Here is a 25,771-nt window from a genome sequence, read left to right as displayed (position 1 = left end):
ATGGACAAGGGTTTATCACAGGAAAAAAGTTCACCGATCATTGTAGGATTGGATATCGGGACTACAAAAATATGCGCCATTGTTGGCCGCCGCAGCAAAAACGGGAAGATAGAGGTATTGGGTATAGGCAAAGCTGAATCGGCCGGTGTTACCCGTGGTATGGTATCAAACATTGATAAAACCGTACAGGGCATTTCACAATCTGTTGATGTTGCCGGTGCGCAATCAAATGTTGAAATTAAGGTAGTGAACGTGGGTATAGCGGGGCAGCATATAAAAAGCTTGCAGCACCGTGGCCTGATTACCCGCCGCGATCTGCAAAGCGAAATATCACGCAAGGATATTGATAAGCTGATAGAAGATATGTATAACCTGGTGATGCCTCCCGGCGAGGAGATCATCCATGTATTGCCGCAGGAGTTTACTGTTGACAACGAACCCGGCATTAAAGACCCTATCGGTATGGCAGGCGTACGTTTGGAGGCTAACTTCCACATTATATCAGGCCAGGTTACTGCTATCAAAAACATAGTAAAATGTGTTAACAAGGCACATCTTGAAAGCTCTGAGCTTATACTGGAGCCGCTTGCCTCGTCAGAGTCGGTACTGAGCGATGAAGAAAAAGAAGCCGGTGTGGTATTGGTTGATATTGGTGGCGGTACTACTGATGTGGCCATCTTTCATGAGGGTATCATCCGTCATACGGCCGTTATTCCATTTGGCGGTAACAGTGTAACTGAGGATATACGCGAAGGCTGTTCGGTAATGCGCAACATTGCTGAACAGTTAAAAGTACGTTTCGGCTCAGCCCTGGCTGATGAGAACAAGGAGAACGAGATAGTTTGCGTACCGGGTTTGCGCGGTCGTGAGCCAAAGGAAATATCGGTTAAAAACCTGGCATTCGTTATCCAGGCCCGCATGGAGGAGATCATTGAGCATGTGTACTACGAGATCAAATCATCAGGCTATGAGAAGAAACTGATAGCAGGTATTGTAATAACCGGTGGCGGCGCGCAGCTTAAACACCTTACCCAACTGGTTGAGTACGTAACCGGGCTGGATTGCCGCGTGGGCTACCCTAACGAGCACCTGGCTAAAAACGAGGTTTTACCAAAAGGCATTTATGAGGAACTGCAAAGCCCGACTTTTGCCACAGGTATAGGTCTGCTGATAAAAGGCATCCAGAAAATGGAATATGATAACCTGACATTGACCGCCCCGGCCGCGGCAAAACCTGAAAAGGTTAAGTACACCGGCGAGGAAAAAAAATATGGCCTGCTAAGTAAAATATTAGAGAGCGGTAAAAAGTTTATTAAGGATGATATAAAGGATGAGGACTTCCTGAAGTAATTATTCACAAACGAAAACTTTTCCACAATATCGACAATTGTGGAAAAACATTGTGGAAAAAGTTATAATATTACGATAGAGAATTCTGACTGATCGTCAAAATACATTTAGCTGAAAACAAGAGATATGCAGTTTGAGATGTTAAAAGAAAAATCGTCAATCATCAAAGTAATTGGTGTTGGCGGTGGTGGTGGCAACGCTGTAAACCACATGTACAGGCAGGGAATTACCGGTGTCGACTTCATAATTTGTAACACCGATGCACAAGCTTTAGAGCTTAGCCCTATCCCCAATAAAGTACAGTTAGGTGCCAGCCTTACCGAAGGTATGGGCGCAGGTTCAATACCCGAAGTTGGCAAAAACTCAGCTATCGAAAATATTGACGATATTAAAGAGATGCTTGGCACCAACACCAAAATGCTGTTTATTACAGCAGGTATGGGTGGTGGCACCGGTACAGGCGCAAGCCCTATCATTGCCAAAGCTGCACGCGAACTGGATATATTAACCGTAGGTATTATAACTACCCCCTTCTCATTTGAAGGCAAACGCCGTAAAATGCAGGCCGAGGAAGGCCTGGAGGAGCTGAAAAAATATGTTGACTCGTACCTGGTAATTTCAAACGACAGGCTGCGCCAGATATTTGGTAACCTTACCCTGGGCTCAGCATTTGGCCAGGCCGATAATATTTTAACCACGGCTGCCAAAGGCATAGCCGAGATTATTACTTTACCGGGTTATATAAACGTTGACTTTAAGGATGTGCGCACTGTAATGAAGGATAGCGGCGTAGCCATAATGGGCAGCAGTGCTGCCGATGGCGAAAACCGTGCCCTTAAAGCGGTTGAAGGTGCCCTGGCATCGCCACTGTTAAAAGATAACGAGATTGAAGGCGCACGCTACATCCTGTTAAACATTACCTCGGGCGATAAAGAGGTAACGATGGATGAGGTAAGTGTAATTACCGATTACATACAGGAAGAAGCCGGCCTTGCCGCCGACCTGATATGGGGTAACTGCCGCGATGAGAATTTAGGTGATAAAATATCAGTTACTATCATTGCTACCGGTTTCCAAACCAAGGATGAGCGCGAGAAAGAGATCAGCAATAAGAAAGTAGTTTCAATGCTGATGCCGGAAGATGCGCCAATGGTTAAGCCAGTAAACGAATTTATTAACCCGGTTAAACCTGACGCTGTTGCCGAGCCTTACATGAAGGCCAAGGAAGAGCCCAAACAAACCGGTTTGTTTGATCTGTTTGGCAATCGCGCTACCGAAGAGGCTGCCGCGCCTGTAGTAAGGCACCAGTTAACACCGGAAGAGCCTAAAGCTGCCGCCGAACCTGAAGCTACTGACTTTACCTTTAAGATAACCGAATCGGTAATGCAGTACCAAACCATTGAGCCCGAGCCCGAACCAACCCCGGAACCTGTTGCCGGTGCTGATGATGACAAGACAGAGGAATCAATGGAGGAGCAACTGCGTAAATCGCGCGAGCGCATTATGAGGCTGAAGGACCTGAGCATGAAACTCCGTTCAGGCAACCTGCAGGAATTGGAGAATGTACCGGCTTATAAACGTAAGGAGATCGCGCTGCAGCAAACTCCGGCATCAAATGAAAGCCAGATCTCACGCTTCTCGTTATTACCTGATGATGAAGGTAAGACCGAGATCAGGAACAACAATTCCTTTTTACACGATAATGTAGATTAACTATACCCAAACATACTTTTGTTCAGCCTCTGCATCCCCCTTGCAGAGGCTTTTTTTATAGCGTGCTTTTTCAATCAGGCAAGGTAAAACTCAAAAATTAAAATCACCCTAATTGGGGATATGAAGTTAAAATTAAGCCTGTGTTATATCGCGTTTTAAGCAGAAACAGTCTAAATAACTGTCAATCAGTCAAAATGTGGAAAAAATCAGCCGTTTGAGATTAGATTTTGATGTGTAAAATTTTTTTTTCAATAAAAACAATTTTAGATTAGCCTCAGTAAAACAATTAAACTCAATTATCTAAAAAGGAGTAACCTAAAATGAAAAAATTTAGCGAACTGAAAGAGCTCGTGTCCTCGCTGGAGACTGATGCTGAAAAATTCTACAGTAAAGGCAATAGCGCTGCTGGCACCCGTTTACGCAAAGGTTTGCAGGATCTGAAAAACTTAGCTCAAACAATCCGTTTGGAAGTTCAGGACACCAAGAACAAAGAGTAGTTACAGGATCTTTTAAAGCACTGACCAATTAAAAACCGGCCGAAGCCGGTTTTTCTGTTTCTATGCTTTTATCTTTTTGATCTGGCTGATGATAGCCTGTGCGGTTGCAGGGCTTACAGGCACCAATGGCAGGCGCAGGTTATCACTGCATATACCAATATATTTAAGGGCCGATTTAACGCCGGCCGGGTTGCCCTCAACAAACATTAAGCGGGTAAACTCTATCAGATCAAAATGCGCTTTACGCGCCGCTTTAAAATCACCGGCAAGGCACTGGCGCACCATGTCGCTCAGTTCGCGCGGTAAGGCATTGCCTACAACTGATATAAGGCCTGCCCCGCCCATCGCTATCAATGGCAGTGTTACCGGGTCATCGCCCGAAATGAAAAGGAAACCCTCGGGCATATCGCGCAATATCTGGTTAAACTGATCAAAGTTACCGGCGGCCTCTTTTATACCTATAATGTTATCAAAATCATTAGCCAGGCGTACGGTTGTTTCGGCGGCAATATTACTGCCGGTACGGCCGGGTACATTATATAATATAATGGGTAGCGGCGCGGCATCGGCAACAGCCTTGTAATGCTGGTATATACCCTCCTGTGTAGGTTTGTTATAGTACGGGCTTACTGATAGTATGGCATCATAGCCGGTACTGTCAAAAGCTTTTACCAGTTCAACAACCTCAAGCGTATCATTACCGCCAATACCGGCAACCAGCGGCACACGGCCGTTTACTTTTTCTGAAACAAACTTAAATATCTTCTTCTTCTCTTCCTTGTTAAGGGTGGCGCTTTCGCCGGTTGTACCTAAAACAACAAGGTATTCTACCCCGCCGTCAATTAAATGACTGATCAGGTTATTTAACCCGTCAAAGTCCACTTGTCCGTCTGGCTGAAAAGGAGTAACCATTGCAACCCCTGTTCCGAAGAATTTATTCATCATTATGTTTAAAGCCTGCTAAGATAGTAAAATTGAAAATTGTAGAGCAGAATGGTAGAGTTTTTTATTTAGCTATTTTATTGTGTGATGAGGCTTCAACAGGCTCAGCATAACATAGCTGTTATCATAAAGCTGGCCTGTCACCCTGAGCTTGTTGAAGGGCGAGTGGGAGGCCTGAACAACGAGCTTATGCTTCGACAGGCTCAGCATGACATAGCGTTTATCACAAAAGCTGCCTTGTCACGCTAAGCTTGTTGAAGATAATATGTAAATTTATGTCATATGCTTAATCCTCCGGCCATGAACCATGATCTATGATCCATCAACACCTCTCTGTAATTAACACTCGAAAAATCTTACCAACAGGCTATAAATATTTCGTTATAAATCATAACTTTGCGCCTCGAATAGTATCATTGTAACAATATACTATACAACACACTAAAATATTTTAATATCAGGTTATAATATGCCAAACACTGGAAAAGTATCGCGGATCATCGGTCCCGTAGTTGACGTAAGCTTTAGCGAAGGTTCTCTTCCTAAAATTTACAGCGCTTTAGAGATCACTAAACAAAACGGTCAGAAAATTGTGCTTGAGGTACAGCAACACCTTGGCGAAGACAGGGTACGTGCCATAGCCATGGATTCAACCGATGGTTTATTACGCGGTATGCCTGTTATCGACTTAGGTTCAGGTATTAAAATGCCTGTTGGCGAAGCTATCAAAGGCCGTGTATTTAACGTAGTTGGTGATCCTATTGATGGTATTGCCGCTCTTGACAAAACAAACGGTCGTGCTATACACAACCAGCCGCCACGTTTTGAAGACCTGTCAACCGAAAGTGAAGTACTGTTTACCGGTATCAAAGTTATCGATTTGTTAGAGCCTTATGCTAAAGGTGGTAAAATTGGTTTGTTTGGTGGTGCCGGTGTAGGTAAAACCGTATTGATCCAGGAGCTGATCAATAACATCGCAAAAGCGTATTCAGGCTTATCAGTATTTGCCGGTGTAGGCGAGCGTACCCGTGAAGGTAATGACCTTTTACGTGAGATGCTTGAATCAGGCATTATAAAATATGGCGACGAGTTTATGCACTCGATGGAAGAAGGCGGCTGGGACCTTTCAAAGGTTGATGCCGAAGCTTTGAAAGATTCAAAAGCAACCTTCGTATTCGGCCAGATGAATGAACCTCCGGGTGCACGTGCACGTGTGGCACTTTCAGGCTTAACCATTGCCGAGTATTTTCGCGATGGTGATGAAGAAGGTGGTAAAGGTCGTGATATCCTGTTCTTTATTGATAACATCTTCCGTTTCACCCAGGCAGGTTCTGAGGTATCGGCACTATTAGGCCGTATGCCATCAGCGGTAGGTTACCAGCCAACCCTTGCTACCGAGATGGGTTTGATGCAGGAGCGTATCACATCAACCAAACGTGGTTCAATTACATCAGTACAGGCGGTATATGTACCTGCGGATGACTTGACCGACCCTGCGCCGGCCACAACCTTCGCCCACCTGGATGCTACTACCGTACTTTCACGTAAAATTGCTGAGCTGGGTATCTACCCTGCGGTTGACCCGCTGGATTCAACCTCACGTATCCTTAGCCCGGCTATCTTAGGCGATGAGCACTACAACACTGCTCAACGCGTTAAAGAAACCCTGCAACGTTACAAAGAACTTCAGGATATCATCGCTATCCTGGGTATGGACGAGCTTTCTGAAGAGGATAAACTGGTTGTATCACGCGCCCGTCGTGTTCAGCGTTTCCTTTCACAGCCATTTCACGTTGCCGAGCAGTTCACCGGCTTAAAAGGTGTACTGGTTGACATTAAAGAAACCATCAAAGGTTTCAACATGATTATGGACGGTGAAGTTGATGAATACCCTGAAGCTGCCTTTAACCTTGTAGGTAACATTGAGGACGCTATTGAAAAAGGTAAAAAACTGTTAGCTGAAGCTAACGCTTAATTATAATGTGCAGATGAGTAGATATGCAAATGCGCAGATAATGTACATTGTATATTTACTCATCAGCAATAAAACATCTGCATATCTGCACATCAGCATATCTGCACATCAATAAAAGAGATGACTTTAGAAATTCTTACACCAGATAAAACAGTATTTGAAGGCGAGGCAACCTCGGTTACCGTACCCGGCATACTGGGTGCTTTTGAAATACTTAATAACCACGCCCCTATTATTTCTATCCTTCAGGATGGTAAATTGATAGTGCGCGGTGGTTCGGTACAAAAAGAAACCTTTATTATTAAAGGTGGGGTTGTTGAAGCTGCCAATAATAAAGTTACCGTACTGGCTGAAGGTATTTCGCACTAACCTTTAAAAGAATAAAGCTAACGCCCCGGTAACAAGTTTACCGGGGCGTTTTTTTTGCACTTTATTTTAGCTGAAGCCCATTTTAAGCAGAATTTGAGCATTTTATTATGCAAGCATAGATTTTATACCGAATACCAATTTACACTTTGGTATAATTTGATAAATATATTATTCTTTATAATAAATATAAATCAGAATTAAATATTGAATTTATAATATAATTAGAATATAATATCAAATTTAAATTTTTACAAAAGCTATTGCTTTAAAAAACTGGTGTTTATACCTTAACAATATCGATCACATACCTAATGTCGATACCAAAATTTAAAAAGATAATGAGCGATACTACCGATACTTTGCAGGCTGTTGAATTAAACAAATACAGCAAAACCCTAACGCAGGACCCTACCCAGCCGGCGGCCCAAGCCATGCTTTACGGCATTGGCCTTACCGACGAAGATATGAAGAAGGCGCAGGTGGGCGTAGCGAGTATGGGTTATGATGGCAATACCTGCAACATGCACCTGAATGACCTGGCCAAAGTTGTTAAAAAAGGAATTTGGGATGAAGATCTGGTAGGTTTAATATTTAACACCATTGGCGTAAGCGATGGCATGAGCAACGGTACCGAAGGTATGCGTTACTCGCTGGTTAGTCGTGATGTAATTGCCGATTCTATTGAGGCTGTTTGCGGCGCGCAATATTATGACGGCCTGATCACCCTGCCGGGCTGCGATAAAAACATGCCGGGCTCACTGATCGCCATGGGTCGCCTTAACCGTCCGTCAATCATGGTATACGGTGGCACCATTAAACCCGGCCACTGGAAGGGTGAGGACCTGAACATTGTATCGGCATTTGAGGCCCTTGGTAAAAAGATAGCCGGCCAGATAGATGACGTTGATTTTATGGGCGTAGTGAAAAATGCCTGTCCGAGCGCGGGTGCCTGCGGTGGTATATACACAGCCAACACTATGGCGGCGGCTATCGAGGCGATGGGTATGAGCTTACCCTACTCATCATCAAACCCTGCACTGAGCGAAGAAAAACAAGCGGAATGCCGCGCGGCCGGTAAGGCCATCAAGATATTGCTTGAAAAAGATATTAAGCCGAGCGACATCATGACGCGCGAGGCTTTTGAGAACGCTATCATCACCATTATGGTGATGGGCGGCTCAACCAACGCCGTATTGCACCTTATTGCGATAGCGAAAAGTGTTAACGTAAAACTTACCCAGGATGATTTCCAGGAACTGACCAACCGTACTCCCCTACTTGCTGATATGAAGCCAAGCGGTAAGTACATGATGGAAGACCTGCATAAAGTAGGCGGTGTACCGGCCGTAATGAAATATTTATTGAAGTTAGGCTGGCTGCATGGGGAGTGTTTAACCGTAACCGGTAAAACGCTGGCTGAAAATCTTGCCGAAGTACCTGAGCTGGATTTCGATACGCAAAAGATCATTCTGCCGGTTAACCAGGCAATAAAAGCTACAGGCCACTTGCAAATTTTATATGGCAACCTTGCCGAGGGTGGCAGCGTTGCTAAAATTACCGGCAAAGAGGGTGAGCGCTTTGAAGGCCCCGCCCGTGTATTCGACGGTGAGTTTGAATTGATAAATGGCATTATGTCAGGGCGAGTCAAACCGGGTGATGTGGTGGTGATCCGCAACGTTGGGCCAAAAGGCGCACCCGGTATGCCAGAGATGCTTAAACCAACATCGGCCATATTTGGCGCGGGTTTGGGCAGCTCGGTAGCCTTGATAACTGACGGGCGTTTCTCCGGCGGCACACATGGTTTTGTGGTTGGCCACATCACCCCCGAAGCATTTGAAGGGGGCCTGATAGCCATGGTGAAAGATGAGGACAGGATAGAGATTGATGCCATCACTAACACCATAAACGTAAAACTAAGCGACGAGGAAATAGCCGCCCGCAGGGCACAATGGCAGCAACCACCGCTTAAAGTAACCAAAGGGCTGCTATATAAATATGCAAAAACAGTAAGCACAGCCGCCGAAGGTTGTGTTACGGATGAGTAAGGGTCTGAATCAGAATTTTCAGAATTTGAGAATGGGCAGAATTTAATTTGAATAAAAAACATTCATTCTGTTAATTCTTAAATTCTAAAAATTTTGGTTCAAGACAAATTCAAAAAAACAAAGAGAATCACATTCGAAATTGAACATTCGAAATTCGAAATAAAACAAAATTATCATGGAAGTTGCACAACAGGAATTACCTGCACCAGCCAAAACCAAAGAAACTGTAGAGGTTTCGGGTTCAGTAGCATTACTTGAGTCTTTGATAGCCGAGGGTACCGATACCATTTTCGGGTATCCGGGCGGGGCTATCATGCCTATTTATGATGCTTTGTATGATTATAACGAGAAACTGAACCATGTGCTGGTGCGCCATGAGCAGGGCGGTATTCACGCCGGACAAGGCTATGCACGCACATCGGGCAAGGTTGGCGTAGTGTTCGCTACCAGCGGCCCGGGCGCTACCAACCTGGTTACCGGCCTGGCCGACGCGCAGATAGACAGCACGCCGCTGGTTTGCATAACCGGCCAGGTGTTTGCGCACCTGCTGGGTACCGATGCTTTCCAGGAAACCGACGTGATCAACATCACCACCCCGGTCACTAAATGGAACTACCAGGTAACTGATGCCAATGAAATTCCGGAAGTAATTGCCAAGGCATTTTATATTGCCCGCAGCGGTCGCCCGGGCCCGGTATTGATCGACATTACCAAGAACGCTCAAATACAAAAATTCAACTTTGAGGGCTATACCGCCTGTAACCACATACGCAGCTACAGGCCAAAACCTATAGTGCGTAAACAGTATGTTGAAGAAGCTGCAGCGCTGATCAACCAGGCTAAAAAACCGTTTGTACTATTTGGCCAGGGTGTAATTTTAGGCAGTGCTGAGCAGGAATTCAAGGCTTTTATTGAGAAAGCGGGCATACCAGCGGCATGGACCATTTTAGGTGTAGGCGCTATTCCGACAGATCATCCGCTGAACGTGGGTATGCTGGGTATGCATGGTAACTATGGCCCTAACGTATTAACCAATGAGTGCGATGTATTGATAGCCATAGGTATGCGCTTTGACGACCGCGTAACCGGCCGTTTAGATAAGTATGCCAAACAGGCCAAGGTGATCCACCTGGATATTGACCCGGCCGAGATCGACAAAAACGTACAAACCACCGTACCGGTATGGGGCGACTGTAAAGAAACCCTGCCCCTGCTTACCGAACTGGTAGAAGCGAAACAGCATACCGAATGGCTGGCAAAATTCAATGATTATACCCGCCAGGAAGTGGAAGCTGTTATTCATAACGAACTGAACCCATCAACCGAAGAAATGACTATGGGCGAAGTGGTAAGGGTACTGAACGAGCTTACGGGTGGCGATGCCGTTATAGTTACCGACGTTGGCCAGCACCAGATGGTAGGCTGCCGTTATGCTAAGTTCAATAAAACCCGCAGCAACGTTACCAGCGGCGGCCTGGGTACCATGGGCTTTGCCCTGCCTGCTGCCATAGGCGCTAAATTTGGCGCGCAGGATCGTCCGGTAGTTGCAATTATTGGCGATGGCGGTTTCCAGATGACGTTGCAGGAGTTGGGTACAATTATGCAAACCGGTATTGATGTGAAGATCATCATCCTGAACAACCGCTTTTTAGGCATGGTACGCCAGTGGCAGGAATTGTTTAATGAGCGTCGTTACTCATTTGTAGATATTCAAAGTCCGGATTTTGTGCGCGTGGCAAGCGGCTACGGCATAGCGGGTAAAACTGTAAACGACCGCGCCGAACTAACCCCGGCGTTAGAGCAGATGCTAAACCATGATGGCTCTTTCCTGCTGGAAGTGATGGTTACCAAAGAGAACAACGTGTTCCCGATGGTACCACAAGGTTGCAGCGTATCTGAAATCAGGCTTAAATAACACCCCTCCCAACCTCCCCAATGGGGAGGTGAGATAAAACTTTCAAAAGAATTTAGATCATGACAAACATATCAACTGAAAATAAAAAAGTCCTCCCTACCGGGGAGGATTTAGGTGGGGCTAAACAGGAATTCAACATAACGGTATATACCGAAAACCAAATTGGTCTTTTAAACCGAATTGCTATTATATTTACACGCCGTAAAATCAATATCGACAGCCTGAACACCTCGCCGTCAGAAATTGACAGCATACACCGCTTCACCATTGTTATAAACGAAACTGAGGATGTGGTGCGTAAGCTGTGCCGCCAGATAGAGAAGCAGGTAGAGGTGCTGAAAGTATACTACCATACCAATGCCGATGTGATATGGCAGGAAATGGCGCTTTACAAGGTATCGACCAACGTAATTGCCGAGCAGGTTAGCGTTGAGCGTTTATTGCGCGAGAACGGTGCCCGCGCGGTAGTGATCCGCAAGGATTACACGGTGTTTGAAACCACCGGTCACCGTGAGGAAACCGAGTCGCTGATAAAAATTCTACAGCCCTTTGGCCTGATAGAGTTTGTACGCAGCGCACGTGTAGCTATCATTAAGGATAGCGAAGGCTTTAACGCCAAACTGCGTGAATTTGAAAGGCTTGAACCGGGTGAAGAAGTGATAGAGAACGAATATTTAAACCAAGGGCAGAAAGTGTTTACGATGTAAGCCCTTTTTATAAGCGTCATTGCGAGGTACGAAGCAATCTCTTTAGGACATTCCGGAGAGGATAAGCTTAAAGAGATTGCTTCGTACCTCGCAATGACGGGAAACAAAAACAACTAAGAACTAAACAATAAAATCAAAGTGATTGCCCTGTAGGTGCATCACACAACAAAAACAAAAAACATGGCAAAATTAAATTTCGGCGGTACTGAAGAAAATGTAGTTACCCGCGAGGAGTTCCCTTTATCAAAAGCGCAGGACGTACTTAAAAATGAAACTGTAGCCGTTATTGGTTACGGTGTTCAAGGTCCGGGCCAGGCTTTAAACCAAAAAGACAATGGCATTAACGTTATTGTTGGTCAGCGTAAAAACTCAAAAACCTGGGATAAAGCGATTGCCGACGGCTTTGTACCCGGCGAAACTCTGTTTGAAATTGAAGAAGCCCTTGAAAAAGGTACTATTATTTGCTACTTGCTTAGCGATGCTGCGCAGATTGAGCTTTGGCCAACTGTTAAAAAACACTTAACTCCTGGCAAGGCATTATATTTCTCTCACGGCTTCGGTATCACTTTTAACGAGCAAACCGGCATTATTCCTCCGGCTGATGTTGACGTATTTTTGGTTGCACCTAAAGGTTCAGGTACTTCACTGCGCCGTATGTTCCTGCAAGGCCGTGGTTTGAACTCAAGCTTCGCTATCTTCCAGGATGCTACCGGTAAAGCATGGGAGCGTGTTATTGCCCTGGGTATCGCTGTAGGTAGCGGTTACCTGTTCGAAACTGATTTCAAGAAAGAAGTATTCAGCGACCTTACCGGCGAGCGTGGTACTTTGATGGGTTGTATCCAGGGTATCTTCGCCGCTCAGTACGATGTATTACGCAGCAATGGTCACACACCATCTGAGGCATTTAACGAAACTGTTGAGGAATTAACTCAATCATTAATGCCACTGGTTGCCGAGAATGGTATGGACTGGATGTACGCCAACTGCTCAACCACTGCTCAACGCGGCGCGCTTGACTGGTGGAAGAAATTCCGCGACGCTACCAAGCCTGTATTTGAAGAATTATACAACAGCGTTGCTACCGGTAAAGAGTCACAACGTTCTATCGACTCAAACAGCCAGCCTGATTACCGTGAAAAACTTAACGCCGAGCTTGCTGAGCTACGTGATAGCGAACTATGGCAGGCAGGTAAAACTGTACGCAGCCTTCGCCCGGAGAACCAGGCAGTAGAAGCGTAAGTTTATTGATTTGCAAATGTGCGGATGCGCAGATGTGCAGATTAAAAAAATAAAAGTCGGTTGGTAACAACCACACCGCACGTCATTGCGAGGTACGAAGCAATCTCTTTAGGATATTCCGAAGAGGACAAGCTTAAACGAGATTGCTTCGTTCCTCGCAATGACGTTATTGAATTTTAAAAAGAAAAATGGCAAAGACATTATTTGATAAGATTTGGGATGCGCACGTTGTTAGCAGCAAGGAGGGATTCCCGGATATTTTGTACATCGATACACACTTCATCCACGAGGTTACCAGTCCGCAGGCTTTTGACGGATTGCGCCAGCGTGGATTACCTGTTTTCAGGCCAAAGCAAACCGTTGCCACGGCCGACCACAACGTACCTACCTGGGATCAGCACCTGCCGATAAAGGAGGAGCTATCACGCTACCAGGTGGATATGCTTACAAAAAACTGCGCCGAATTTGGCGTTGAGCTTTATGGCCTCGGCCATCCTTACCAGGGCATTGTGCACGTAATAGGCCCTGAGCTGGGCATAACCCGCCCGGGCAGCACTTATGTTTGCGGCGACAGCCATACCTCTACCCACGGCGCCTTCGGGTCGATAGCGTTTGGTATAGGCACCTCACAGGTTGAGCAGGTACTGGCTACCCAGTGCTTACTGCAATCGCGCCCTAAACGCATGAAAATTGAAGTTAACGGCACCCTGCAAAAAGGCGTGGGTGCAAAAGATATTATACTATACATCATCAGCAAAATATCGGCTGCCGGCGGCACGGGTTATTTTGTTGAATATGCCGGCGATACCATCCGCTCGCTGAGCATGGAAGGCCGCATGACCATTTGCAACATGAGCATCGAAATGGGTGCCCGCGGTGGTTTAATAGCGCCCGACCAAACGACCATCGACTATGTAAAAGGCCGTGAATTTGCCCCTAAAGGCGAGGAATGGGATAAAGCCGTAGCTTATTGGAAAACGCTTTACTCTGACGAGGATGCCGAATTCGACTCGGTATTAACCTTTAAGGCCGAAGATATTGAGCCGATGATCACCTATGGTACTAACCCGGGTATGGGTATTGGTGTTACACAACACGTACCGGCTACTGAGGATTTTGAACCAAAGGAACAAGGATCATACAAAAAGGCCCTTGACTATATGGGCCTGCATGATGATGAGCAGTTGTTAGGCAAACCTATCGACTATGTTTTCATCGGCAGTTGCACCAACTCACGCATTGAGGATCTGCGCCAGGTGGCAGCCTTTGTAAAAGGCAAGCATAAGGCAGATAACGTAGTGGTTTGGGTAGTGCCCGGCTCAAAACAAGTGGAGCAGCAGGCCATAGCCGAAGGTTTGGATAAGATATTCGAATCGGCAGGTTTCCCACTGCGCGAACCGGGTTGCAGCGCATGTTTAGGCATGAACGAGGACAAGATACCGGCAGGCAAATACTGCGTATCAACCTCAAACCGCAACTTTGAAGGCCGGCAGGGACCAAACTCACGTACATTCCTGGCCAGCCCATTAACAGCCGCGGCAGCAGCTATTACAGGTAGGGTTACGGATGTGAGGGAAATGTTGTCAGAACTCGAATTTCAGGAATAATTAGAATTACCCGAATGAATGTAACCAAGCGCACAGCCGAAGAATTTAATGATGCTACAAGTAGCATTATCGGCTGTGCTATGCGTATTCATTCAGCTTTAGGTAATGCGTTTCAGGAAGTAATTTATCAACGAGCGTTAGAAATAGAGCTGCGCGAAGCAGGGCTTGATCATAAAAGAGAGATGGATATGCCGATTGTTTATAAAGGTATCCTGATCGGCAGCAGGCGTGTTGATTTTTTTGTTGACAATGAGATCATAGTCGAATTAAAAGCACTAATCAATCTTGAGGATGTTCACCTTGCACAAGGAATAAATTACCTGGAAGCCTATAATTTAAAAACAGGATTACTGATAAATTTTGGCAGCAAAAGCTTGCAATTTAAGCGCTTGCTAAACAAGAAATATAATTCACTAAGTGGTTCGCAGCATCAAAATTCTGCAAATTCTTAAATTCTAAAAATTCGAGTCCATGACAAAAATATTCAAACATATACAAACCAGCGTGGTGCCTCTGCCTATCGAGAATATTGATACGGATCAGATCATTCCCGCGCGTTTTTTGAAGGCTACTACCCGCGAGGGTTTTGGCAATAACCTGTTTCGTGATTGGCGCTTTGACGAGAACGATCAGCCGAAAGAGGACTTTGTACTAAATCACCCTACCTATAGCGGCAAGGTGCTGGTGGCAGGCAAGAATTTTGGTTGCGGCAGTAGCAGGGAACATGCGGCCTGGGCCATATCTGATTATGGTTTTGATGCCGTGGTAAGCAGCTTTTTTGCCGATATTTTTAAAGGCAATGCCCTTAACAACGGTCTGTTACCGGTACAGGTGAGCGATGATTTTCTGAAAAAGATTTTCGACGCAGTTTTTGCCGATCATACCACCGTGGTTGATATCGACCTTGAGAACCAGGTGATCAAAATATCATCAACCGGCGAGCAGGAAAGCTTCGAGATCAATCCGTACAAAAAAGCCTGCTTAATAAACGGGTACGATGATATTGATTATATACTGAGCAACAGGGCAGCAGTAGAGGAATTTGAAAAAGCCCCTAACCCCTAAAGGGGAACCGGAGAGCCGATTCAATAATTATAACATACATATTAAAAAACACTTATTCCCCCTTTAGGGGGTTAGGGGGCAAATGAAAAAACACATTTTAGTAATACCAGGCGACGGCATCGGGCCGGAGGTTACTACCTGGGGTAAGGCGGTGCTTGAAAAGGTTGGCGCGGCAGGCGGTCATGAATTTACGTTTGACGAAGCGCTGATGGGCCATGCTGCCATTGAGGCTACAGGCAACCCGCTGCCTGATGAAACTTTAGAAAAAGCTAAAGCCAGTGATGCCATCCTGTTTGGCGCCATCGGCCATATAAAATACGATAACGATCCATCGGCAAAAGTACGTCCGGAGCAGGGATTGTTGAAGATACGCAAGGAGCTTGGCCTGTATGCCAACCTGCGCCCCATCATGCTGTTTGATGAGTTGCTGGATGCATCGAGCCTGAAACCGGAAATATTAAGGGGAACAGATATTCTATTCTTCCGCGAACTGACCGGCGATGTTTACTTCGGTGAGAAAAAACGCAGTGAGGACCGCAATACGGCGTCGGACCTGATGATCTATCACCGTTACGAGGTAGAGCGCATTGCTACAAAGGCTTATGAAGCTGCCCGTGCACGCGGTAAACGCCTCTGTTCGGTTGATAAAGCCAACGTTTTAGAGGCATCGCGCCTGTGGCGTGAGGTAGTGCAGGAAGTAGCCAAAAACTACCCTGACGTTGAAACCGAACACATGTTTATTGATAACGCCGCCATGCAACTGGTTAAAAACCCTAAAAAGTTTGATGTGGTACTCACCGCCAACCTTTTTGGTGATATCCTGACCGACGAGGCATCGCAAATCGCGGGCTCAATGGGGATGCTGGCATCGGCATCGGTGGGTGATGGTACGGGCTTTTTTGAGCCTATCCATGGTTCGGCGCATGATATTGCCGGGCAGGACAAAGCCAATCCGCTGGCCTCTATCCTATCCGTAGCACTTATGTTCGAGATCAGCTTCGGCCTGAAGGAGGAAGCTAAAAAGATAACCGACGCTATTGACAAGGTATTAAAAGACGGCTACCGCACCGGCGATATTGCCGATGCCCATACCGACAAAGCCAAAATATTAGGCACCGCCGCCATGGGGCAAAAGGTGTTGGAATATTTGTAGACCTGAATGTGCAGATATGCAAATGTGCGGATGTGCAGATGAGTACATGTGCCAGATAATAATTGAATTAAGAAATGATCAATGAAATCACCAAACAGTAATCGGTGAAATCATATAAAAATCAGTGCAATCAGTAAACTATGAAGTGGAACGCTGAATTATACGACCAGAAACATGCCTTCGTATTTCAATACGGAGAGAATGTGTTGGAATTGCTGAATGCCCAACCCGGTGAGCATATACTCGACCTGGGCTGCGGTACCGGCTATCTCACGCAACAACTGCATGATCTGGGCGCTAAGGTGAAGGGTACTGATAGCTCGGCGGAAATGATCCGCCAGGCAAAAGCCAATTACCCTGGTGTTGATTTCGCGGTTGAGGATGCCACTAAATTTAAAGCGACCGAAAAGTATGATGCCGTTTTTAGCAACGCGGTATTGCACTGGATAAAAAATGCCGATGCCATGATGGATTGTGTGTACAAAAGCCTTAAACCCGGCGGTAGGTTTGTGGCCGAAATGGGTGGCAAGGGCAATGTACAGCACCTGATAGCCGCAACCAAGCAAGTATTGCAGCAGCACGGGTATCACCAACAAGCCAAAAGCGAAATATGGTATTTTCCGTCCGTTGGCGAATATACCACCAAACTGGAGGCGCATGGTTTCAGGGTATCTTATGCGGCTCATTTTGACCGCAAGACACCGTTGCAGGATGGAGATCAGGGCGTAGCCAAATGGATCACCATGTTTGCGCCGCTATACCTGGTAGGCGTACCCGAAAATGAAAAACAACAAATGCTGCAGGAAGTTACCGCCCTGCTTGAACCGCACTACAACGAAGGCGGACAATGGTATGCCGACTATAAGCGTTTGAGGTTTATAGCGGTAAAAGAGATTTGAGTATTGAGATGTGAGATTTGAGATGATCTTTCTCACAATAAATAAGATAAAAAGAAATAAAATTGATATTGGTTTTTTGGTGTGAATGCAACTATCTCATATCTAAAATCTAATATCTCACATCTAAAAAAAAGAACATGTTACACGATCCCAACCGAGTCTACATCTTTGATACCACGCTGCGCGACGGCGAGCAGGTACCGGGTTGCCAGTTAACAACCCCCGAAAAAATTGAGATAGCACGCGAACTGGAAGCGCTCGGCGTGGATATTATTGAAGCGGGCTTCCCTATCTCAAGCCCCGGCGATTTTCAAAGCGTGGTTGAAATATCAAAAGCCGTAAAAGAACCTACCGTTTGCGCGCTTACCCGCGCCAATAAAGGCGACATAGATGCCGCCGTTGAATCGCTTAAATATGCCAAACGTCCGCGTATACACACGGGTATCGGCTCAAGCGATATGCACATCAAGCATAAATTTAACAGCACACGCGAAGAAATATTAGAGCGTGCTGTTGATGCTGTTAAATACGCCAAAAAATTTGTTGAGGATATTGAGTTTTACGCCGAGGATGCCGGTCGTGCTGATATTGAGTACCTGGCTAAAATGGTTGAGGCCGTTATTGGCGCCGGTGCAACGGTAGTAAACATACCCGATACCAACGGCTATTGCCTGCCCGACCAATATGGCAGCAAGATCCGTTTTCTGAAAGAGAATGTACGTAACATCGATCAGGCCATTATATCCGTACATTGCCATAACGACTTAGGTTTGGCTACTGCGAACTCCATTGCCGGTTTACAAAACGGTGCCCGCCAGATAGAGGGTACCATCAACGGCATTGGCGAGCGCGCGGGTAATACTTCTATTGAAGAAGTAGTGATGATTATGAAAACACACCAAACGCTGGGCTTGCATACCAACATCAACAGCACCAAGTTTTACGAGATGAGCCGTATGGTAAGCACCCAAATGCGTATGCCGGTTCAGCCGAATAAGGCTATTGTTGGGGCTAACGCCTTCGCGCACAGCTCAGGCATACACCAGGATGGTTTCCTGAAAATGCGTGAGAATTATGAGATCATACGCCCGGAAGATGTAGGCTTCCCGAGCGCGAGCATTGTGCTGACGGCACGCAGCGGCAGGCATGCTTTAAAATTCCACCTGGAGCGCTTAGGCTTCCAGCTTAATAAAGAAGAACTGGCTGATACCTACCAACGTTTTTTAACATTGGCTGACAGCAAACTGGATATAAACGATACCGATCTGCAAGGTTTAATGACTTATCGTTTAGTAAAATAAAGATCGATGAGTACTGAAACCGAACATCAGCTTGATTTTGAACAGGCCTACCAACGCCTTGACGGGGTAGTTAACCATACGCCCCTGCAATATAATGCCGGCCTGTCGGCTAAATACGAGTGTGAGATATACCTGAAGCGTGAAGACCTGCAGGTAGTACGCTCATACAAACTGCGCGGCGCTTATAACATGATCAGCCAGTTAAATGCTGAGCAGCTTGGCCGTGGCGTAGTGTGCGCCAGCGCGGGTAACCATGCGCAGGGCGTAGCTTTTTCGTGCAGCAGGCTGGGTACCAAAGGCGTGATTTTTATGCCCGAAATTACCCCCAAGCAAAAGGTAAAACAAACGCAAATGTTTGGCGGCGATAACGTAGAGATAGTACTAACCGGCGATACGTTTGACGATTGCCTGCGCGAAGCATTAGCCTACACTGAAGCTAATAACATGACCTTTATTCCCCCTTTTGATACACAACGTGTTATTGAGGGGCAGGGTACGGTAGGCGTCGAGATACTGGATAAACTACCCGATGTTGAAGCCGTGATAATGCCCGTTGGTGGCGGTGGTTTGGCTGCCGGTGTAGGTACTTATTTAAAACAGCACAATCCAAACATATTGCTTATTGGTGTTGAGCCCGAAGGTGCCCCCTCAATGGTTGGCGCATTCGCGCATAATGAGCCGATAACGCTCGATCAGATAGACCGCTTTGTTGACGGCGCCGCGGTAAAACGTGTGGGTGCGCTCACCTACCAGATGTGCCGCGAGGTGCTGAACGATATGCTGCTGGTACCTGAAGGCAAGGTATGTACTACCATCCTGAAACTTTATAATGAGGATGCCATTGTAGTTGAACCTGCCGGAGCGCTTTCAGTTGCCGTGCTTGATTTGTGTAAGGAACAGATAAAAGGTAAAAAAGTAGTCTGCGTTATTAGCGGTGGTAATAATGATATTGACCGTATGGCCGAGATCAAGGAGAAATCATTGCTGTACGAAGGGCTTAAACACTACTTCATCGTTCGCTTTCCGCAACGCCCGGGCGCGCTTAAATTGTTTGTGAACAATGTGCTTGGCCCCGGCGATGATATTACCCGTTTCGAGTTCATCAAAAAAACCGCTAAGGAGAATGGCCCGGCACTGGTAGGTATCGAACTAAAATCGGCCGACGACTACCCTGCCCTGCTGCAACGCATGGCCGCCCACCGTTTTGATGTGATCGAGATCAACCGCGATCAAACTTTGTTTGAGTATTTAGTGTAACCCGTTTGGTCAAACGCAGGTAAAGTATATAGTTAAAGCCGGATCGCCATCGTGATCCGGCTTTCCATTTTACAATCTGCTGAACAATACCAAAAATCCTGTGTTCATATTTGCTGAAACATTTAAATAATGAGCACACTTTTTTCACCTATAACTATTAAAGATATTACGATGCGTAACCGTATCGCTGTATCGCCAATGTGTGAGTATTCAAGCACGGATGGCTTTGCGAATAACTGGCACTTGGTACACCTGGGCAGCCGGGCCATTGGCGGCGCGGGCTTGCTGATTACCGAGGCTACGGCAGTATCACCGGAGGGCCGCATCTCTCCCTCCGACCTGGGTATCTGGAAAGATGAACACATCGAAAAACTAAAAGAGATTACCGGTTTTATACATGAGCAAGGCGCGGTAGCCGGTATACAACTGGCACACGCCGGCCGCAAGGCAAGCCACCAACGCCCATGGGAAGGCGGCAAGCTTATCCCGTCAGATCAGCCGAACGGATGGCCTACCGTAGCCCCAAGTGCCCTACCCTTTGCCGAAGGTACCGAGGCTCCGGCTGAACTGGATAAAGTAGGTATTGAAAAAATTAAAGCTGATTTTAAGGCCGCCACAGCAAGGGCGTTGACCGCGGGTTTTAAAGTGGTTGAAATTCACGCCGCGCACGGCTACCTGCTGCATCAGTTCTACTCGCCGTTAAGCAATCATCGTACAGATGAATATGGCGGCAGTTTTGAAAACCGCATCCGCCTGCTGCTTGAGGTTGTTGAAGCCGTACAAGAAACATGGCCGGCTAACCTGCCATTGATCGTGCGCATATCGGCAACAGACTGGACAGAGGGCGGCTGGACTATTGAAGACTCTGTCGAGCTGGCTAAAAAACTGAAAGAGGCCGGTGTAGATCTGATCGATACCTCAACCGGCGGTAACGTACCGCGGGCATCAATCCCTGTGAAACCCGGTTACCAGGTTGAATTTGCCGAAGCCATAAAAAAACAAACCGGCATACTTACCGGTGCCGTAGGGATGATAACCGAACCCGAACAGGCAAACGCTATTATTGAAAGCGGACAGGCCGATATTGTACTTTTAGCCCGCGAACTACTACGCGATCCGCACTTCCCATTACGTGCCGCCCACCAACTTGGCCAGGAGATAACATGGCCATTGCAATATGAGCGCGCGAAGTGGAGCTGATCAGTCATTGGTCAATAGTCATTGGTCAGTGCTTGGTTAATATATGTACTAAAAATTAACAAAAACACTAATGACAAATGACTATTGTCTATTGACCAAAATATCTAACTTTACATACAAACTAAACATAAATCAGTAACTATGAAACGTACAGCAACCGCCCACTGGGCCGGAAATTTAAAAGAAGGTAAAGGCGAATTAAGCACACAAAGCACTACCCTTAGCCAAACACAATATTCATTTAAAACCCGTTTTGAGTCTGGCGTGGGTACTAACCCTGAGGAGCTTTTAGCTGCCGCTCATGCTGGTTGTTTCACTATGGCGGTTAGCGCTACATTAACCCAGCAAGGCATTACTGCCGGTGATCTGAATACTGAAGCTATCCTGGAGCTTGACATGGTTAAACTTGAAGTTACCGCCATTCACCTTGAACTGAAAGCATCAGTTATCGACGGTGTATCTGAGGAGCAATTTAAAGAAGTAGCCGAAGGTGCCAAAGCAAACTGTATCATCTCAAAAGCTTTGAGCGTGCCTATCAGCCTGAATGTAACCTACGCGTAATTTTAAATACCGTGATTAAACTAAAAGAGCAGATTCAGGTCTGCTCTTTTAGTTTAACATGTTTTTTAATGATATAGTTTAACCCTTTTCATTTCGAGCGATAGCGAGAAATCTAACTGTTGATGTCCTAAAGCCGATATTTTTAGCTCCCTCTACTTCAGGAGAGGGCTGGGGTGAGGTTATCAAAGCGGCAGATTTCTCCTCGTACCTCGTTCGAAATGACAAAGGTGTTTTTGTTTCAACCACGTCATTGCGAACGATGGTGAAGCAATCTCTTTAATACATTCCGACGTAGTTTGTGCATAAAGAGATTGCTTTGTACCTCGCAATGACGCATTCCCGAATACGTAAGTTTAAAACAAATTAAAAATGTCAAGTACCCGCAGCCGTGTATCCATCAGCCTTATTATTTTAATAGCGATAGCAGGCTTTTTGGCTTACCTTTTCTTTTACATTAAGCGCCAGTTTACCGAAACTAAAACCGAGGTGAGCCAGGTAGTAATGGTGCAAAAAATAACCAGCATGGGCAAGCTCGAACTGGTTAAGTACGCCATGAAAGATATTGTGGAGAAGAAAGAAGTACACACTTTTTTGCCCGACGAAAAAGTATTGTTCCTGGCTGTTGGTGAGGTTACCGCCTGTATAGACCTGACCAAAGTTAAGCAGGAAGACATCACCCAAACTAAAGACAGCGTAATTGTTGTTTTGCCACAACCTGAAATATGCTATGCCAAGCTTGATCATCAACAATCAAAAGTGTACGATATTACCGGAGCCTGGTTCCCGAGCAATGCGAGGGATATGGTAGAGGATGTTTATAAGATAGCCGAGAAAAAGATCCTGGAAGAAAGCAAGAAGATGAACATTACCGGCAAAGCACGAGATAATGCCCAACTGATATTTAAACCCCTGCTCGAAGGCATTTCGGGTAAAAAGGTGGTCCTGAAATTTAAATAAGCGCTACTTCATTACATCCAGCACTCGGAACATTTTTTCCTTAATGCCTTTGGTGGTGCCGTTGTAATTATTTACAATAATGGAAAAACACAGCTCGCGGCCCTTATAGGTTTGATAGCCGGTATAAGCCAGTACATCGGCAATGCTGCCGCTTTTCATCTTCATATCGTTATATATCGGCAGGCTCTCATAAAAAAACTTATACCAGGCCTGGCCTTTGGCCGATTGCAATATGCGCGCCATAGTAAGCGTTGTTACCCGGTTACCCGGCGAGAGGCCGCTGCCATCATATATATTCAGTGTTTTTACGTCGATGCCTTTAGCTTTCCAAAAATCCTGTAGCACGCTAATACCATTGGGTGTGGTCGGCTCCTTGCCTGCCTTCAGGGCAATAGTTTTCAGCAATTGCTCGGCATACAGGTTAAGGCTTTTTTGGTTAAGCCAATAAATGATCTTGGTTAACTCCGGCGACTCGATAACCGTAAGTGTTTTCGCTATAGCAGGCGCGGTTTCACCTTTAACGGCCAGCGTGAGGGTTGATTGCGGTTCGCCGCTTACATTTAGGCCGAGGCGGTTCATGGTATCGGTCAACCGCAGGGCTACGTCAAAAGCAGGGTCGGGTATGGCGCCTGATACCGTTTTCTTGGTCTGATCAATGGCGTAAGTGCCACGCAGGTACATCAGCTTACCGCCCACGGGCAAATAGATAAATGCACGGTCGCCGGTACCGGCAGGCGCGTTGGTGAGTTCGCTTTTAAAACCCAGGTATGGCATTAGCGGCACGGTACGGTCAACCGTAATAGCCGAACCTACAGCGCCGGTACGCAGCTTAATATCAAACTGGTTTTCGTGCCAGCACAGGGCGTTGATGCCCGCCCCGTAGTAGTTACCTACGTCCTGCCATATCCAGCCATCGGGTATGGCTTGTGTACCGTAGGCGCTATCATCGCCAATAATGGCTCCGTTTATTTTTTTGATTCCCGCTTTTTGTACCGCGGCAACCAGCAGGTTAAGTATATAGTTCTCCTTAGTAGTACTCCAGCGCCAGCTACCCAATGTTGGGTCGCCGCCACCTTTTATAATGATGCTGCCATTTAGTGTACCATCAGCGCCAATGCTGCCGGTATAGCCTACGGTAGTTTGGTACTGATAATCGGCTCCTAACAGGTTAAAGGCAGTTACCGAGGTTATGGTTTTTAAGGTTGATGCCGTGGCCAGCCCCATATTGGGGTTGGCGGCAAATACCTGCTCGCCGGTTTTAGCATCAAGTACGGTTAATGATACTGATGCGTAGCGGCATTGACTATCCTGCTGTAATTTGCCAAACGCTGTTTGCAATTGCTGCTGCAGCGTTTGGGCATGGGCATATCCTGTAACTAATAAAAAACTAATTAACCAGCTCCGTTTTCTCATCATCCTCTTTAATATTTCGCTTTGCAATATAGTAGATCGGGATGCCAATTAAAACTATAAGCAGGCCAAAGAATGAATATTCAGGCTTGTAACGCAGTAACAGCACGCAGAACGTAATACCCATTACCACATATATAGCAGGCAGCACCGGGTAGCCAAATGCCCTGTAAGGGCGCGGCGCGTCAGGACGTTTTACGCGGAGAATGTATATACCGATGATTGTAAGTACATAAAAAATCACCACAACTAATGATATCATATCCAGCAGGTTACTGTAAGTACCGCTCAAGCATAAAACGCAGGCTAACGCGCATTGCAGCCAAAGGCCGTACTCAGGTACCGAAAATTTGTTAAGCGTACCTGTTTTTTTGAAGAATAAGCCATCCTTAGCCATGGTGTAATACACACGCGCACCTGCCAAAATCAAGCCGTTGTTACAGCCAAAGGTTGATATCATGATCATAACAGCAATAAGTAAGGTACCGATGTTGCCGAATATCACCGTTGAAGCCGCTACAGCCACACGGTCTTTCTCGGCGTTAGCGATATCCTGCAATGGCAATACCGAGGTGTACATTACGTTAGCCGCAACATATATAATGGTTACTATAAGCGTACCTAAAAACAAACTCAGGCCTACGTTACGCTGCGGGTTTTTCATCTCCCCGGCAATAAAAGTTACACTGTTCCACGAGTCGCTGCTGAATATTGAACCAACAAGCGATGCCGCTATGGCACCTAAACCCGCAACCATGGTAAGGTTAACGGTAGAGCCATCCTTATTCAGGTTATGCAAATCCCAGGCATTCGTCCAGTTAGCCGTCCAAACATCGCCCTTGGCCATAATAAAACCGAAGATGATGAGGCCGAACAAGCTTACCAGTTTGGTAATGGTAAAAGTAGTTTGTATGATTTTGCCGCCCTTAACACCTTTGGTATTGATGTAGGTAAGTAAAATAATGAGGATGATAGATACAAGTTGCGCGGCGCTAAAGTTGAACGTTTTATCGCCCCAGTAATTAAAGCTGAACAAAACATTGTCTTCACTTACGGCCGGCCACAGGTAGGCGAAAAATTTAGAGAATGCCACCCCTACCGCCGCGATGGTACCGGTTTGTATTACCGCAAAAAAGCTCCATCCGTATAAAAAACCTATCAGCTTGTTGTATGCCTCTTTAAGATAAACATACTGCCCGCCCGCTTTAGGGAACATGGCGCTCAGCTCGCCGTAGCTTACAGCGGCGGTAAGCGTCATGAAACCGGTGATGAGCCATACGGCTATCAGCCAGCCTGCCGAACCTACGTTGCGGATGATATCAGCGCTTACAATAAAAATGCCTGACCCGATCATTGAACCGGCAACCAGCATGGTGCCGTCAAGCAGGCCAAGTTCGTGCTTCATTCCGGAGGAAGAAGTGTTTTCTTTCATACAATTGTTTTGAGGTTAGTTAATATGTGGGTTAAGATAGTTATAAATTTTAGTAACCAAAAGCACGTAAATTATCCGGTTAGCACCAATATTTGGCATTAAATAATACTGTGTTGCCCTGCTTACTTTAGTTGCACCGTCACTTTTTAAAAAGTTTAATATCACATCTTTGTAATA

Annotated in this window: 22 protein-coding genes; 19 read left to right on the top strand and 3 right to left on the bottom strand. The window is 46.1% G+C overall.

Annotated elements, in window-relative coordinates; genetic code table 11:
* The 3 genes from ftsA to LJ707_RS07570 all read left to right on the top strand — a co-directional run bounded on the left by ftsA (nt 1) and on the right by LJ707_RS07570 (nt 3,560).
* A complete protein-coding gene (ftsA, locus tag LJ707_RS07580) occupies nt 1-1,350 on the top strand; it encodes a cell division protein FtsA (protein WP_228950206.1) in 1,350 nt (449 codons plus the stop codon).
* 126 nt (nt 1,351-1,476) lie between these two features.
* Nucleotides 1,477-3,063: a cell division protein FtsZ gene (gene ftsZ / locus LJ707_RS07575; RefSeq protein WP_228950205.1), complete on the top strand. Its 1,587-nt coding sequence runs from the start codon at nt 1,477-1,479 to the stop codon at nt 3,061-3,063.
* A gap of 320 nt (nt 3,064-3,383) precedes the next feature.
* Entirely contained in the window at nt 3,384-3,560 is a 177-nt protein-coding gene (locus LJ707_RS07570) for a histone H1 (protein ID WP_194101056.1), read from the top strand.
* A gap of 60 nt (nt 3,561-3,620) precedes the next feature.
* Here LJ707_RS07570 and dapA read toward each other — a convergent pair whose 3' ends face one another.
* Nucleotides 3,621-4,502: a 4-hydroxy-tetrahydrodipicolinate synthase gene (dapA, locus tag LJ707_RS07565; protein ID WP_228950764.1), complete on the bottom strand. Its 882-nt coding sequence runs from the start codon at nt 4,500-4,502 to the stop codon at nt 3,621-3,623.
* A 469-nt stretch (nt 4,503-4,971) separates the two neighbouring features.
* Between dapA and atpD the strand changes: the two genes are divergently transcribed.
* From atpD to LJ707_RS07485, 16 genes are all read left to right on the top strand, one after another.
* Nucleotides 4,972-6,477 carry a F0F1 ATP synthase subunit beta gene (atpD, locus tag LJ707_RS07560; protein ID WP_228950204.1) on the top strand — a complete coding sequence of 502 codons (1,506 nt, stop codon included), beginning with the start codon at nt 4,972-4,974 and terminating at the stop codon, nt 6,475-6,477.
* A 120-nt stretch (nt 6,478-6,597) separates the two neighbouring features.
* Entirely contained in the window at nt 6,598-6,846 is a 249-nt protein-coding gene (gene atpC / locus LJ707_RS07555; RefSeq protein ID WP_228950203.1) for an ATP synthase F1 subunit epsilon, read from the top strand.
* Nucleotides 6,847-7,157: 311 nt separating this feature from the next.
* Complete coding sequence (gene ilvD, locus LJ707_RS07550; protein WP_228950202.1) at nt 7,158-8,891, top strand: dihydroxy-acid dehydratase; 1,734 nt, start codon at nt 7,158-7,160, stop codon at nt 8,889-8,891.
* 175 nt (nt 8,892-9,066) lie between these two features.
* On the top strand, nt 9,067-10,806 hold the full coding sequence (gene ilvB / locus LJ707_RS07545; RefSeq protein ID WP_228950201.1) for a biosynthetic-type acetolactate synthase large subunit: 1,740 nt from the start codon (nt 9,067-9,069) through the stop codon (nt 10,804-10,806).
* A 59-nt stretch (nt 10,807-10,865) separates the two neighbouring features.
* On the top strand, nt 10,866-11,513 hold the full coding sequence (gene ilvN, locus LJ707_RS07540; RefSeq protein WP_228950200.1) for an acetolactate synthase small subunit: 648 nt from the start codon (nt 10,866-10,868) through the stop codon (nt 11,511-11,513).
* 180 nt (nt 11,514-11,693) lie between these two features.
* On the top strand, nt 11,694-12,752 hold the full coding sequence (gene ilvC / locus LJ707_RS07535; RefSeq protein WP_228950199.1) for a ketol-acid reductoisomerase: 1,059 nt from the start codon (nt 11,694-11,696) through the stop codon (nt 12,750-12,752).
* A 188-nt stretch (nt 12,753-12,940) separates the two neighbouring features.
* Nucleotides 12,941-14,359 (top strand): 3-isopropylmalate dehydratase large subunit, encoded by a 1,419-nt coding sequence (leuC, locus tag LJ707_RS07530; RefSeq protein WP_228950198.1) that lies wholly within the window; start codon nt 12,941-12,943, stop codon nt 14,357-14,359.
* 14 nt (nt 14,360-14,373) lie between these two features.
* Entirely contained in the window at nt 14,374-14,811 is a 438-nt protein-coding gene (locus tag LJ707_RS07525; RefSeq protein ID WP_228950197.1) for a GxxExxY protein, read from the top strand.
* Nucleotides 14,812-14,830: 19 nt separating this feature from the next.
* Nucleotides 14,831-15,424 (top strand): 3-isopropylmalate dehydratase small subunit, encoded by a 594-nt coding sequence (gene leuD / locus LJ707_RS07520; protein WP_228950196.1) that lies wholly within the window; start codon nt 14,831-14,833, stop codon nt 15,422-15,424.
* Between the two features lie 82 nt (nt 15,425-15,506).
* A complete protein-coding gene (leuB, locus tag LJ707_RS07515) occupies nt 15,507-16,577 on the top strand; it encodes a 3-isopropylmalate dehydrogenase (protein ID WP_228950195.1) in 1,071 nt (356 codons plus the stop codon).
* A 140-nt stretch (nt 16,578-16,717) separates the two neighbouring features.
* A complete protein-coding gene (locus LJ707_RS07510) occupies nt 16,718-17,476 on the top strand; it encodes a class I SAM-dependent methyltransferase (RefSeq protein ID WP_228950194.1) in 759 nt (252 codons plus the stop codon).
* Between the two features lie 137 nt (nt 17,477-17,613).
* A complete protein-coding gene (locus LJ707_RS07505; RefSeq protein ID WP_228950193.1) occupies nt 17,614-18,777 on the top strand; it encodes a 2-isopropylmalate synthase in 1,164 nt (387 codons plus the stop codon).
* Nucleotides 18,778-18,783: 6 nt separating this feature from the next.
* Complete coding sequence (ilvA, locus tag LJ707_RS07500) at nt 18,784-20,034, top strand: threonine ammonia-lyase IlvA (protein ID WP_228950192.1); 1,251 nt, start codon at nt 18,784-18,786, stop codon at nt 20,032-20,034.
* Nucleotides 20,035-20,163: 129 nt separating this feature from the next.
* Nucleotides 20,164-21,234 carry an NADPH dehydrogenase NamA gene (gene namA, locus LJ707_RS07495; RefSeq protein ID WP_228950191.1) on the top strand — a complete coding sequence of 357 codons (1,071 nt, stop codon included), beginning with the start codon at nt 20,164-20,166 and terminating at the stop codon, nt 21,232-21,234.
* A 141-nt stretch (nt 21,235-21,375) separates the two neighbouring features.
* The gene (locus tag LJ707_RS07490; RefSeq protein ID WP_228950190.1) at nt 21,376-21,795 is read left to right on the top strand and encodes an OsmC family peroxiredoxin; all 420 of its coding nucleotides are present in this window, start codon (nt 21,376-21,378) and stop codon (nt 21,793-21,795) included.
* Between the two features lie 369 nt (nt 21,796-22,164).
* The gene (locus LJ707_RS07485; protein ID WP_228950189.1) at nt 22,165-22,752 is read left to right on the top strand and encodes a DUF4230 domain-containing protein; all 588 of its coding nucleotides are present in this window, start codon (nt 22,165-22,167) and stop codon (nt 22,750-22,752) included.
* A gap of 3 nt (nt 22,753-22,755) precedes the next feature.
* Here the strand turns inward: LJ707_RS07485 and dacB are convergent, their stop codons facing one another.
* Both dacB and LJ707_RS07475 read right to left on the bottom strand, forming a co-directional pair.
* Nucleotides 22,756-24,168, bottom strand: coding sequence for a D-alanyl-D-alanine carboxypeptidase/D-alanyl-D-alanine-endopeptidase (gene dacB / locus LJ707_RS07480; RefSeq protein WP_228950188.1), 1,413 nt, complete (start codon nt 24,166-24,168; stop codon nt 22,756-22,758).
* Nucleotides 24,140-25,594, bottom strand: a complete 1,455-nt coding sequence (locus tag LJ707_RS07475) for an APC family permease (protein ID WP_228950187.1) — start codon at nt 25,592-25,594, stop codon at nt 24,140-24,142. Before LJ707_RS07475 ends, dacB begins: the two co-directional genes overlap by 29 nt.
* Nucleotides 25,595-25,771: the final 177 nt, after the last annotated feature.

The sequence above is a fragment of the Mucilaginibacter sp. UR6-1 genome (assembly GCF_020880975.1).
GTDB lineage: Bacteria > Bacteroidota > Bacteroidia > Sphingobacteriales > Sphingobacteriaceae > Mucilaginibacter.
The sequence above is the reverse complement of the archived record's forward strand: the minus strand, read 5'-3'. Positions and strand labels throughout refer to the sequence as shown.

What these genes read in the sequence shown, in the direction of transcription:
- ftsA (WP_228950206.1), top strand. Translation starts at nt 1, where the DNA reads ATGGACAAGGGTTTATCACAGGAAAAAAGTTCACCGATCATTGTAGGA.
- ftsZ (WP_228950205.1), top strand. Translation starts at nt 1,477, where the DNA reads ATGCAGTTTGAGATGTTAAAAGAAAAATCGTCAATCATCAAAGTAATT.
- LJ707_RS07570 (WP_194101056.1), top strand. Translation starts at nt 3,384, where the DNA reads ATGAAAAAATTTAGCGAACTGAAAGAGCTCGTGTCCTCGCTGGAGACT.
- dapA (WP_228950764.1), bottom strand. Translation starts at nt 4,502, where the DNA reads ATGAATAAATTCTTCGGAACAGGGGTTGCAATGGTTACTCCTTTTCAG.
- atpD (WP_228950204.1), top strand. Translation starts at nt 4,972, where the DNA reads ATGCCAAACACTGGAAAAGTATCGCGGATCATCGGTCCCGTAGTTGAC.
- atpC (WP_228950203.1), top strand. Translation starts at nt 6,598, where the DNA reads ATGACTTTAGAAATTCTTACACCAGATAAAACAGTATTTGAAGGCGAG.
- ilvD (WP_228950202.1), top strand. Translation starts at nt 7,158, where the DNA reads ATGTCGATACCAAAATTTAAAAAGATAATGAGCGATACTACCGATACT.
- ilvB (WP_228950201.1), top strand. Translation starts at nt 9,067, where the DNA reads ATGGAAGTTGCACAACAGGAATTACCTGCACCAGCCAAAACCAAAGAA.
- ilvN (WP_228950200.1), top strand. Translation starts at nt 10,866, where the DNA reads ATGACAAACATATCAACTGAAAATAAAAAAGTCCTCCCTACCGGGGAG.
- ilvC (WP_228950199.1), top strand. Translation starts at nt 11,694, where the DNA reads ATGGCAAAATTAAATTTCGGCGGTACTGAAGAAAATGTAGTTACCCGC.
- leuC (WP_228950198.1), top strand. Translation starts at nt 12,941, where the DNA reads ATGGCAAAGACATTATTTGATAAGATTTGGGATGCGCACGTTGTTAGC.
- LJ707_RS07525 (WP_228950197.1), top strand. Translation starts at nt 14,374, where the DNA reads ATGAATGTAACCAAGCGCACAGCCGAAGAATTTAATGATGCTACAAGT.
- leuD (WP_228950196.1), top strand. Translation starts at nt 14,831, where the DNA reads ATGACAAAAATATTCAAACATATACAAACCAGCGTGGTGCCTCTGCCT.
- leuB (WP_228950195.1), top strand. Translation starts at nt 15,507, where the DNA reads ATGAAAAAACACATTTTAGTAATACCAGGCGACGGCATCGGGCCGGAG.
- LJ707_RS07510 (WP_228950194.1), top strand. Translation starts at nt 16,718, where the DNA reads ATGAAGTGGAACGCTGAATTATACGACCAGAAACATGCCTTCGTATTT.
- LJ707_RS07505 (WP_228950193.1), top strand. Translation starts at nt 17,614, where the DNA reads ATGTTACACGATCCCAACCGAGTCTACATCTTTGATACCACGCTGCGC.
- ilvA (WP_228950192.1), top strand. Translation starts at nt 18,784, where the DNA reads ATGAGTACTGAAACCGAACATCAGCTTGATTTTGAACAGGCCTACCAA.
- namA (WP_228950191.1), top strand. Translation starts at nt 20,164, where the DNA reads ATGAGCACACTTTTTTCACCTATAACTATTAAAGATATTACGATGCGT.
- LJ707_RS07490 (WP_228950190.1), top strand. Translation starts at nt 21,376, where the DNA reads ATGAAACGTACAGCAACCGCCCACTGGGCCGGAAATTTAAAAGAAGGT.
- LJ707_RS07485 (WP_228950189.1), top strand. Translation starts at nt 22,165, where the DNA reads ATGTCAAGTACCCGCAGCCGTGTATCCATCAGCCTTATTATTTTAATA.
- dacB (WP_228950188.1), bottom strand. Translation starts at nt 24,168, where the DNA reads ATGATGAGAAAACGGAGCTGGTTAATTAGTTTTTTATTAGTTACAGGA.
- LJ707_RS07475 (WP_228950187.1), bottom strand. Translation starts at nt 25,594, where the DNA reads ATGAAAGAAAACACTTCTTCCTCCGGAATGAAGCACGAACTTGGCCTG.